The following is an 11,759-nucleotide window of genomic DNA, read 5'->3' as shown; positions in this document are numbered from 1 at the left end:
ACACTATCAGTAAGTTGGAGTCACTACCATATGAACATGTTCAGGAGGATAAGGATGGGGAGTGTTAAACAAAGAGAGGAGAATGAGTGCTTGCCTGTGCCTACTATTTTAATGGCGCAGATTAATCTTAATCATCAATAAATAAGTGTTTATTAGAAATAAAGCCGGACGCGTTATCCGCGCCCGGCTTAACTATTAAGTATTGTCTTTCACCTTCTGACTTGCGCCATTGGTTTTTACAGAAGCAATTCCGACTTCGCGTGATTGAGCGGTGGCATACATCTGGCTGGAACCGATTATCTGATGATTGCCAGCTTTCAGATTGAAATAAAATTTGCCGTTGCTCGCTGTTTTTTTCTCATAGCGTTCGTCCTGCGGGCTGTTGCTTTGCACCGAGGCAATGCCCTTTTCCGCAGCGGCTTTTGAGGTATACAGTTCGCTGGTGAGAATGATCTCGCCATTGCCCGCTTTTAGCACAAACCGGAACTGATTTTCACTGCTCTTATTGAGTTCAAACCAACCAGCCATAATGACTCCTTGATTGAAATTGCGTATCGAAAACAGTATGTAACGATTTAAGTATGGGTGATATTCAGTTGACTGCCAATCAGGGGAATACCCTCTAAAGGGTGGGGGAGATTACTGATAAATATGCAGGAATCTGAATGCGGATACGGTGTTATCCCTCTCCTTTCAGAGAGGGGCATGACGGGTTAATAAACAGGAAATTTTGCCCTCGCCAGGGCAACGATACATTAAACGATACGACAGGCGTCAGCTTCCCAGCGGTAACCGACACCGTAAACGGCACGGATAAATGACTGCTCTTCGTCCAGCGACTCCAGTTTACGGCGCAGGTTTTTAATGTGGCTGTCGATGGTGCGGTCGGTTACCACGCGGTAATCGTCATAAAGATGATTGAGTAATTGCTCGCGGGAGAATACTTTTCCCGGTTCATGGGAGAGGGTTTTCAAAAGACGAAATTCTGCAGGCGTCAGATCAAGCATTTTGCCACGCCATGAAGCCTGAAAACGACCTTCGTCGATAATCAACGGGCTTTCGGCATCCTGTTGCTGCAACTCGCGCTGCGGTTTGCAGCGGCGCAAAATGGTCTTAACACGCGCCACCACTTCCCGTGGGCTGTACGGTTTGCAGATGTAGTCATCGGCGCCAATCTCCAGCCCCAGCAAACGGTCGATTTCTTCGATTTTTGCCGTAACCATCACGATGGGGACATCGGAAAAACGACGAATTTCCCGGCAAAGTGTCAGACCATCAGTGCCTGGTAGCATCAGATCCAACAGGATCAGATCCGGTGGGGTCTGCCGCACATACGGCAGTACCTGATCACCGTGACTGATAAGGGTCGGCGCATAGCTCGCAGCACGCAGATAATCAATGAGCAACTGCCCCAGCTTCGGTTCATCTTCCACGATCAAAATACGCGGTGTGTTTTCGTCGATTGGTAACTCGGTCATACTTCTCTCTGTAAATCCCGTTCCAGCGGTAACTCTACTGTAATGCTTACCCCGCCAAAAGGCGAATGAGTGGCAACAATGCGACCACTGTGCGCTTCAACAATGTTAAGGCAAATCGCCAGTCCCAGGCCGGAACCGCCGCTGGCACGGTTGCGGGAACCTTCGGTGCGGTAAAAACGCTCAAACAATTTTTGCAGTTGTTCGTCGCTGACGCCCGGCGCACTGTCGGCAAAGGTCAGGCGCACCGTTTTATCGCGCTGTTCGGCGGAGATTTGCAGGCTGCCGCCGCTGTCTGTGTAACGTAGACTGTTTTCCAGTAAATTATTGAATAACTGCATTAAACGGTCGCGATCGCCAAACACGGTGATGCTATCCGGCAGGGAAAATTGCAGCTTCAGGCCACGGCTGGCGAAACGTTCACGAAAAGCGCCGCCGGCCACTTCCAGCAGCGGGATCAAATCTACCGGTGCTTTTTGATAGGCGAGAGCGCCTTCATCTGACATCGACAGTTGATGCAGGTCATCCACCAGTTTGGTCAGTGTACCGACCTCCGCCTGTAAAGAAGCCACAGTCTCCGGTGTGAACTTACGCACGCCATCCTGAATAGCTTCCAGTTCTCCGCGCAGTACTGCTAAAGGCGTGCGCAGTTCGTGAGAGATATCAGCCATAAAATCGCGGCGCATCTGTTGGTTTTTCTCCAGCGTGCTGGCGAGCTGGTTGAAGTCTTGTGCCAGTTTGCCCAGTTCATCTTCACTGGTGGGCGTCACGCGGGTTGTGAAATCGCCCGCCGCAAGTTTGTGCGTGCCATCCACCAGCCGTTTCACTGGAGCGAGCAAACCGCGCGCCAGTGGGAATGTCGCCAGCGCCGCCAGTAAGGTAGATAAAGCGACAATCAGCCAACTGGTTTGCCGCTGTTGTTTATCGAAATTGATATCGGTATTGCGGGTTAACCGTTCAACGGGTGAGGCGATCACCGCGCCAACTTCAACACCATTGACCAGAATAGGGCGCCTTGTACCGTCCGGTGGAATGGGAGAGCGTGGGCCAACCAGCACTTTGTTGTTTTGATCGACCACCCAGAACTGAGTACGCCAGCCGTGTGGCGGCATACCGGGACCCGGTTTGTCTTCATTATTATCATGTTCAAATGAGCGCAGTATCTGAAATACAAAACGATCGTTATTACGCAGAAAGCGCCAGTTACCGTGCTGGGCGTACTGCTCGCCAAGTGCATCTCCGAGCATTTGCAGCCGCTGTTCATTACCATGCTTAATGTAATCGATAAAGCCGCGCTCAAAACTGATCCGTACTGCCCAGTGCATCGTTATCAATAACACAATGCAGGTGGCGAAGATCGCCAGAAACAGTTTGCCGGTAATGCCGGGTCGCCAGAACTTCATTGCGCGCTCCTTTTTCTCCGCGAAATAGCCACGTTTTGATGCGTATCGTTCGGAACTCTGGCAAAGATGAACGCCGGAAGGGCGATGAGAAACGCCATGCTAAGCCAGGTGTACATAAAGACGGTTTGTGTGGTGCCGATGTCAACGCTGACATGTTGGGAGCCAAAAAGACCCAGCAGCAGCCCGGCGATGGTCACACCGATACTCATCGACAATTGCATAATCATCGACAGCAGGCTGTTGCCGCTGCTCGCCAGATTGTCTGGTAGATCTTTCAGCGTCAGGGTGTTCATGGAGGAGAAACGCGTTGAGTTGACCATTCCTTGTAAAAACAGAACGAATGGCAAAACGTAGTACCAGCCAAGCATCGCGGTGGCCATAAACAGCAATGTGACCAGCGACAGACCCAGCGTGGTTGCCTCCAGCACCCGACGATAACCAAAGCGGTTAACCACCTGCACCACAATACGTTTCATTCCCATGCTGCCGAGCACCATGGGGATCATCATCAGTCCGGCATGGAACGGCGAAAAACCGAGGCCGATTTGCAGGAAAACCGGCGTCATAAAGGGCAACATACCGCTGCCAATACGTCCGGCAAAACTTCCCGCCAGACCCAGCGAAAAGGTGCGGGTGCGGAACAGTTTCAGACTGAAAAGGGCGCGGTTGTTATTTCTGGCGTGCAGCAGATAAAGCACCAGTGCCACTACGCCAACCGCCACCAGGCCGACAATCGCCAGCGGCGAAAGTCCTGTGCCTTTACTGCCATCCAGCGCCAGCGTTAACACTGCCATGCCAACCGCCAGCAACAGAAAGCCGGAGAGATCGAAGCGCCGCGTCTGCATGGTGTAGTTTGGCATTAACATTAGCGTGGCGATCGCACCGATAATCCCCACCGGAATGTTGATCAAAAAGATCCAGTGCCACGACGCGTACTCCACCAGCAGACCGCCAAGCGCCGGACCGAGCAGCGGGCCGACCTGACCGGGCAGCGTGACAAAGGTCATCGCCGCCATATATTGCTCGCGCGGAACAATTTTCATCACCGTTAGCCTGCCGACCGGCACCATCATCGCACCGCCTACGCCCTGTAACGCACGTGCCAGCAACAGTTCATTAAGGGTGCCGGAAAGCGCGCAAAACAGCGAACCGAGGGTAAACAGCACGATAGCGGTAAAGAAAATATTGCGCACGCCGACTTTGTCCGCCAGCCAGCCGCTGGCAGGCAGCATCACCGCCACGGTCAGCACATAAGAGACAATGACCATGTGCATATGCAGCGGGCTTTCCCCCAGGCTTTGCGCCATTGAGGGAAGGGCGGTGTTGACGATGGTGGTGTCCAGCGACTGCATAAAGAAGCCGAAAGCCACAATCCACAATTGCCAGCGGGTGCTGTCAGGAAGATCTGTCATTTACTCGGTTACCGTTTCTTTAGATTTTCGCGAAAAACGCAGCCGCAGACGGTCGAAAAAAAGATACACCACCGGCGTGGTATATAGCGTCAGGAGCTGACTCATTACCAGACCGCCGACAATAGTGATCCCTAATGGTTGACGCAGTTCCGAGCCGTCGCCGCCAGATAACACCAGCGGCAGCGCACCAAACAGCGCCGCCAGGGTAGTCATCATAATCGGACGAAAACGCAGCAGACAGGCCTGGAAAATGGCTTCCTGCGGCGTCAGATTTCCATTCCTTTGAGCTTCGAGCGCAAAATCGACCATCATGATGGCGTTTTTCTTCACAATGCCGATTAATAACATGATCCCTATCAGGGCGATTAAGCTGAACGGGGCATTGAACAGCTCCAGCGCCAGCAGCGCCCCAACGCCCGCCGAGGGTAGGGTGGAGAGAATGGTCAGCGGGTGCACGTAGCTCTCGTACAACATTCCCAGCACGATATAGACCGTGGCGATCGCCGCGATAATCAGGATCACCTGCGAGTTCATCGTCTCCTGGAACACCTGCGCCGTTCCGGCAAAACTGCCGCGCACCGTCGAAGGCACGCCAAGCTGCGTCATCGCACGATCGATTGCCGCACTGGCGTCCGAAAGCGATTTCCCGGTCGGCAGGTTGAACGAGATGGTCGAGGCCGCCGATAATCCCTGATGATTCACCGACAGCGGCGCGTTTGCCGGTTGCCATTTGGCGAAATACGACAACGGGATCGCTTTGCCTTCGTTATTAATGACGAACATTTTTTCCAGCGCGCTGATGTCCTGGGTATAGCGCGGATCCACTTCCATCACCACTTTATACTGGTTCATTGGCTGGTAAATGGTCGAGATTTGCCGCTGACCAAAGGCGTTATTCAGCAGGCTGTTGGCGGCCTGCACATCGATCCCCAGCCGCGCCATCGTGTCGCGATCGTAAACCAGGTTCATCTCCGCGCCGTTATCCTGCTGGTCGGAGTTAACGTCCGCCAGTTCCGGCAACGTTGCCAGTTTTTTGCGGATTTTCGGCTCCCATTCGCGCAGCGCCGCCAGGTCGTCGGATAACAACGTGTACTGGTAGCTGGCGTTCGACTGACGCCCACCAACGCGAATATCCTGCACGGCCATCAGGAACAGATTCGCCCCCGGTTCTTTCGCCAGTTTTACGCGCAGACGGTCGATAATTTGCTGCGCCGTTTCGCTGCGTTCGTCGCGTGGCTTGAGGGTGATAAACATCATTCCGCTGTTAACCCGCGAACCACCGGTAAAGCCGGTGACATTATCCACTGCCGGATCGTCACGGATAATTTTCATAAAATCCTGCAACTTACCGCGCATTGCCTGAAACGAAATGCTCTGATCCGCCTGTATCCCGCCCATCAGCACGCCGGTGTCCTGCTCCGGGAAGAAGGTTTTCGGGATCGAGATATACAGCCAGATATTGAGCGCAATGGTGCCAAGCAGCACCACGCCAACCAGACGGGTATGATTGAGCACCCATTTCAGCGACTTGCCGTAGCCTTGTTGCAGGGCTACCAACATGCGACCAAAACCACGCAGTCGCTTTTGCTCACGCGGCTTGCTGGCTTTTAGCATCCAGCCGCACATCATCGGCGTTAATGTCAGAGAAACCAGCAACGAAATACCAATGGCGACAGAAAGCGTCACGGCAAACTCGCGTAACAGTCGGCCCGGCAATCCGCCCATCAACAGCAGCGGCAGGAACACCGCCACCAGTGACAGACTCATCGACAGCACCGTAAAGCCGACTTCGCGAGTACCTTGCAGCGCGGCCTGTAGCGGTTTCATCCCCGCTTCCAGATGACGGGCAATGTTTTCCAGCACCACGATGGCGTCATCCACGACAAAGCCTGTGGCGATGGTGAGCGCCATCAGCGACAGGTTATTGAGACTGAATCCGCACAGATACATCGCCGCAAACGTACCAATCAGCGAAACGGGCACCGCAACGGCGGGAATAATGGTGGCGCGACCTGAGCGCAGGAACAAAAAGACCACCAGAATCACCAGTGCCACCGAGATAATCAGCGTTTGCTCGACTTCTTCCAGCGAGGCGCGAATGGTAGGGGAGCGATCCTGGGCAATTTGCAGATCAATCGCCGCCGGAATGGTCTCCTGCAACTCCGGTAATTTTGCCCGGATGCTGTCAACCGTCTGGATAATATTGGCTTCCGGCAGCTTGCGGATCATCAGCAAAATAGCCGGTTTGGCGTTGGTCATCCCGGCGTTGCGCACATCTTGTACAGAGTCGGTCACCGTCGCCACATCGCCCAGACGAACCGCGCCGCCGTTGTTGTAATGAATAATCAGCGGCTGATATTCAGCGGCGGTTTTCAGTTCATCGTTGGTCTGGATCTGCCAGCGGTGAGTACCATCCTCCAGCGCCCCCTGCGGTTTACGCACGTTGGCATTGCTGATGGCGGTGCGCACATCGTCCAGCGATACGCCCTGATTAAACAGCGCCTGCGGATTCAGCCCGACGCGCACGGCGGGCAGCGAGCTGCCGCCGACATCGACATCACCGACGCCGTCGATTTGCGCAATCGTCGGAGCCAGCTGCGTCGAGGCGAAATCGTACAGTTCACCCTGGGAATAAGTATCGGACGTCAGCGTCAGGATCATAATTGGCGTATCCGACGGGTTTGCTTTGCGATAGGTCGGGCGGCTGGGCATCCCGCTGGGCAGCAAACTTTGTGCGGCGTTGATCGCCGCCTGCACATCGCGCGCCGCGCCGTTGATATCCCGGTCAAAATCAAACTGCAAAATAATGCGCGTGCTGCCGAGCGAACTGCTGGAGGTCATTTCACTGACCCCGGCAATACGCCCAAGCGAGCGTTCCAGTGGCGTGGCAACGGAAGACGCCATTGTCTCTGGCGACGCACCGGGCAGCGAGGCGCTGACCATAATCACCGGAAAATCGACCTGCGGCAGCGGGGCGACCGGCAGCATACGGAAGCCCAGTATGCCGCACAGGGTAATGGCAACCGACAGTAAAATCGTCGCCACCGGGCGGTAAATGAAGAGGGCAAAAAACTTCACTTACGCCTCCTCTTCATGACGGGCAAAGCGGCTTTTTGCCCACAATGCCAGACGGTCGAACAGCAGATAAATCACCGGCGTGGTAAACAGTGTCAGCACCTGGCTGACAACCAGACCACCGACCATGCCGATGCCTAACGGACGGCGCAGTTCCGCGCCGACTCCGGTACTTAACATCAGCGGCAGCGCGCCAAGCAGTGCCGCCAGAGTGGTCATCAGGATCGGACGAAAACGCAACAGACAAGCCTGGTAGATTGCATCGCGCGGCGACATGCCTTGCTCACGCTCAGCAGCCAGCGCGAAGTCGATCATCATGATGGCGTTCTTCTTCACGATACCGATCAGCAAAATAATGCCGATAATCGCAATCACATCCAGTTCGCTACCGGCAATCATTAATGCCAGCAGCGCGCCGACCCCTGCGGTGGGTAGCGTCGAGAGAATGGTGATCGGGTGAATAAAGCTCTCGTACAGAATGCCGAGCACGATATACATCGCCACCACCGCCGCGACAATCAGCCAGACAGTGCTGCCAAGCGCCGACTGGAAGGCGAGGGTGCTGCCCTGGAACTGCGTGGTGATATCCACCGGTAGATTCAGCGTCTTTTCGGTGTCCATAATCGCCTGCACCGCATCGCCCAGCGAATAGTTATCCGGCACGTTAAAGGAGATGGTCGTTACCGGGAACTGATCCAGATGGTTGATGGAGAGCGGCGCAAAACGCTGCTCAATTTTGGCAATTGAGCTTAACGGCACCACGCCACCGTCGCTGCTGGTCAGGCGAATGGTATCCAGCGCCGCGAGGCCTGGGGTATTTTCGGTGTTATGTTCCAGCACCACGCGATACTGGTTAGCCTGAGTATAAATAGTGGAAATCAGCCGCTGACCAAACGCGTTGTACAGGGCGTTATCGACATCCGCCATGCTGATCCCCAGACGGCTGGCGCTGTCGCGATCAACATTGACATACGCCACCAGCCCTTTGTCCTGCCAGTCGCTGGAGACATCAGAAAGCTGTGGCAGTTGCTGGAGTTTTTCCATGAGCTGCGGCACCCAGGTGCTGAGCGCATCCAGTGACGTGGCCTGCAAGGTAAACTGGTACTGGGTGCGGCTGACCTGGGTATCGATGGTCAGATCCTGCGTCGGTTGCAGGAAGAGATCGACGCCCGGCACTTTATCCACCGCCGTTTGCAGACGGGCGATGACTTTTTGCACCCGATCATCACGTTCCTCCAACGGTTTGAGGTTGATCTGCAAACGCGCACTGTTCAGCGACGGGTTAGTGCCATCAACGCCAACAAATGAGGTCAAACTTTGCACTGCCGGATCCTGCAAAATCACGTCCGCGACCTGGCGTTGCCGCTGGGCCATATTGGCAAAGGAGCTGGATTGCGGTGCCTGCAAAGTGCCCTGAATAATGCCGTTGTCCTGCACCGGGAAGAAGCCTTTCGGAATGAACACCCACAGCAGCACACTAAGCAGCAGGGTGCTGAGCGCCACGCTTAAAGTCAGCCACGGATGATTCAGCACCTTCGCCAGTCCACGACCATAGGCGGCGATTATCCTGTCGAATATTTTCTCCGAGGCACGGGAGAATCGGTTCTGTTTACGCAGCGACTCCTGGCTGAGCATCCGCGCGCACATCATCGGTGTCAGGGTCAGCGACACCACCGCTGAGATCAAAATCGCTACCGCCAGGGTAATGGCAAACTCGCGGAACAGTCGCCCGACGATATCGCCCATAAACAGCAGTGGGATCAACACCGCAATCAGCGAGAAGGTCAGCGAGATAATGGTAAAGCCGATTTCACCAGCGCCTTTGAGCGCCGCCGCCAGCGGTTTTTCGCCTTTTTCGATATAGCGTGAAATGTTCTCGATCACCACGATGGCGTCATCGACCACGAATCCGGTGGCGATGGTCAACGCCATCAGCGTCAGGTTATTGATCGAAAAATCGAGAAACACCATAACCGCGAAAGTGCCGATTAACGACAGCGGTACAGCAACACCGGGAATGATGGTCGCCGGAATATTGCGCAAAAACAGGTAGATAATCATGACTACCAGCGCGATAGCCATTATCAATTCAAACTGGGTATCGTCGACCGATGCGCGGATGTTGGTGGTGCGATCGGAAAGCACCGTTACTTTTACCGATTTCGGCAAACTTTCGGTGAGTTGTGGCAGCATCTGCCGGATGCTGTCGGCGGTAGAGATAATGTTAGCACCGGGCTGGCGCTGAACATTCATCACTATGGCCTGTTCTTTGTTCGCCCACGCGCCGAGCCAGCTGTTTTCTGCACCTTGCTCTACAGTTGCGACATCGCCCAGACGAATCGGCGCGCCGTTCTGGTAGGCGATGATTAGCTGGCGATACTCTTCTGCGGATTGCATCTGGTCGTTCGCCGACAGCGTGACCGCGCGGGAAGGGCCGTCGAGGCTACCTTTGGCTGAGTTAACGTTAGCGCCAGTAATGGCGGTGCGCACGGTTTCGCTGGTTAGTCCAAGAGCGGCAATCGCCTGGGCGTTAAGTTTGACACGAACAGCCGGACGCTGACCGCCGGAAAGCGTCACCAGCCCGACGCCGGAAATCTGCGAGATTTTCTGCGCGACGCGGGTTTCCACCATATCTTCCACCTGCGTCATCGGCATGGCGGTTGAGGTGACAGCGAGTGTCATGATTGGCGGATCTGCCGGGTTCACTTTGCTGTAAACCGGCGGGTTAGGCAGGTCGCTCGGCAACAGGTTAGTGGCGGCGTTAATCGCGGCCTGCACTTCCTGCTCGGCGACATCCAGCGGTAATGTTAGCTGGAACTGCAAGGTGATAACTGACGCGCCGCCGGAACTCTGCGATGACATCTGTTTCAGGCCAGACATCTGCCCAAACTGGCGTTCGAGCGGCGCGGTAACGGCAGAGGTCATGACATCCGGGCTGGCGCCGGGGTAGAGCGTGACCACCTGAATAGTCGGGTAGTCCACTTCCGGCAGCGCCGAAACGGGCAGGGCGCGATAGCCGATAATCCCGGCGAGTAAGATCGCCACCATCAGCAGCGTGGTGGCGACAGGGCGCATAATAAACAGGCGCGACGGGCCGCCTGTGCTGCTCGGAGGTAACACCTGCATCAGGAGCGCACTCCTTTTTTCGCGTATTCACGGCTGGTGGCTTTCTCTTCCGGCGAGGTGGCGATCTGGGCTTCCACCACTTCCACTTTCGCTCCTTCAGTCAGGCGATCAATGCCGTCTGTTACTACGCGATCGCCTGCGGAAATACCCGCGCGGATCACCACTTTCTGACTGTCCTGAATGCCCGGCGTCACCAGATGTTTGCTGACTTTGTTTTCGCTATTCAGCACCCAGACAAAATGGCCTTCGTTGCCCATTTGCAGGGCGGCGGTGGGGATCACCACGGCGTTTTGTTCGGTGTCCACTAACATGCGTGCGTTAACAAACTGATTGGGAAACAGCGCATCATCCTGATTATTGAAGCGCGCTTTCACTTTAATGGTGCCAGTAGTGGCATCGATTTGGTTATCGAGACTTAACAGCGTGCCTTCACTTAACTTCTTCGAGTTGGTGCGATCCCAGGCTTCAACAACCAGCGGTTTTCCGGCTTTTTGTGCCTGCACAACGGTGGCGATATCGCTTTCCGGCAGGGTGAAGAGCAAATCGATAGGATGCGTCTGGGTGATCACCACAATCCCGCTGGTATCACCACTGGAGATTTGGTTACCGACATCAACCTGCTTCAGGCCAACGCGACCATCGACTGGCGCAGTAATCCGGCTCCAGTCGAGTTGCAGTTGCGCGCTGGCGACGCTTGCTTCATCAGCCTTAATGGTGCCTTCGGTTTCACTGACCAGCGCCTGTTGGGCATCCAGTTCCTGACGGGAAACGAGATTGGTTTTTGCCAGTTGTTGATAACGCGCCAAATCACGGCGCGCGTTGGCAAGTGTGGCTTTATCTTTTGCCAGTTGCCCCTGGGCTTGTGCTAATGCGACTTTGAACTGGCTGGGGTCAATCTCTGCCAGTAAATCGCCTGCTTTGACCTGCTGGCCTTCCTGGAAATGCAACGCCATCAGTTGACCGTCCACGCGGCTGCGCACCGTAACAGTATTAGCGGCGGTAATAGTGCCAAGTCCGGTGAGATAACGTGGAACGGCCTGTTCAATGGCGGTTGCCGCCTGTACTGGTGCTAAAGGGCCGGAACGCATACCACGGCGACCACCCGCTGGCGGCTGCTGTGCTTGTTTCGTCGCACCTGGGGCTGCGCTCTGGGATTCATTGCGGCCTTGCCAGAACCAGAATGCAGCGATGGCGGCGATAACCACCACGATTACAATTACCCAACGGGATTTATAACTGTCTTTCATCGTTAAGAGTTTCTCTTCCTG

At 55.0% G+C, this 11,759-nt stretch carries 7 protein-coding genes; all 7 read right to left on the bottom strand.

The window, feature by feature from the left end; genetic code table 11:
* Positions 1 to 195: 195 nt before the first annotated feature.
* Positions 196 to 528 (bottom strand): YegP family protein, encoded by a 333-nt coding sequence (locus EQY_RS0107120; RefSeq protein WP_000929406.1) that lies wholly within the window; start codon positions 526 to 528, stop codon positions 196 to 198.
* Between the two features lie 227 nt (positions 529 to 755).
* Entirely contained in the window at positions 756 to 1,478 is a 723-nt protein-coding gene (gene baeR / locus EQY_RS0107115) for an envelope stress response regulator BaeR (protein ID WP_000137883.1), read from the bottom strand.
* A complete protein-coding gene (gene baeS / locus EQY_RS0107110; protein ID WP_000675167.1) occupies positions 1,475 to 2,878 on the bottom strand; it encodes an envelope stress sensor histidine kinase BaeS in 1,404 nt (467 codons plus the stop codon). Before baeS ends, baeR begins: the two co-directional genes overlap by 4 nt.
* Positions 2,875 to 4,290 (bottom strand): MFS transporter, encoded by a 1,416-nt coding sequence (locus tag EQY_RS0107105; protein ID WP_000130890.1) that lies wholly within the window; start codon positions 4,288 to 4,290, stop codon positions 2,875 to 2,877. The genes baeS and EQY_RS0107105 overlap by 4 nt, the downstream gene beginning before the upstream one ends.
* Positions 4,291 to 7,368 carry a multidrug efflux RND transporter permease subunit MdtC gene (gene mdtC, locus EQY_RS0107100; protein WP_000667600.1) on the bottom strand — a complete coding sequence of 1,026 codons (3,078 nt, stop codon included), beginning with the start codon at positions 7,366 to 7,368 and terminating at the stop codon, positions 4,291 to 4,293.
* Positions 7,369 to 10,491 (bottom strand): multidrug efflux RND transporter permease subunit MdtB, encoded by a 3,123-nt coding sequence (gene mdtB / locus EQY_RS0107095; protein ID WP_001197851.1) that lies wholly within the window; start codon positions 10,489 to 10,491, stop codon positions 7,369 to 7,371. It lies immediately after the preceding gene.
* Positions 10,491 to 11,738 (bottom strand): multidrug efflux RND transporter subunit MdtA, encoded by a 1,248-nt coding sequence (gene mdtA, locus EQY_RS0107090; protein ID WP_024212452.1) that lies wholly within the window; start codon positions 11,736 to 11,738, stop codon positions 10,491 to 10,493. Before mdtA ends, mdtB begins: the two co-directional genes overlap by 1 nt.
* Positions 11,739 to 11,759: the final 21 nt, after the last annotated feature.

This window comes from Escherichia sp. TW14182 (assembly GCF_000208525.1).
Classification (GTDB): domain Bacteria; phylum Pseudomonadota; class Gammaproteobacteria; order Enterobacterales; family Enterobacteriaceae; genus Escherichia; species Escherichia ruysiae.
The sequence above is the reverse complement of the archived record's forward strand: the minus strand, read 5'-3'. Positions and strand labels throughout refer to the sequence as shown.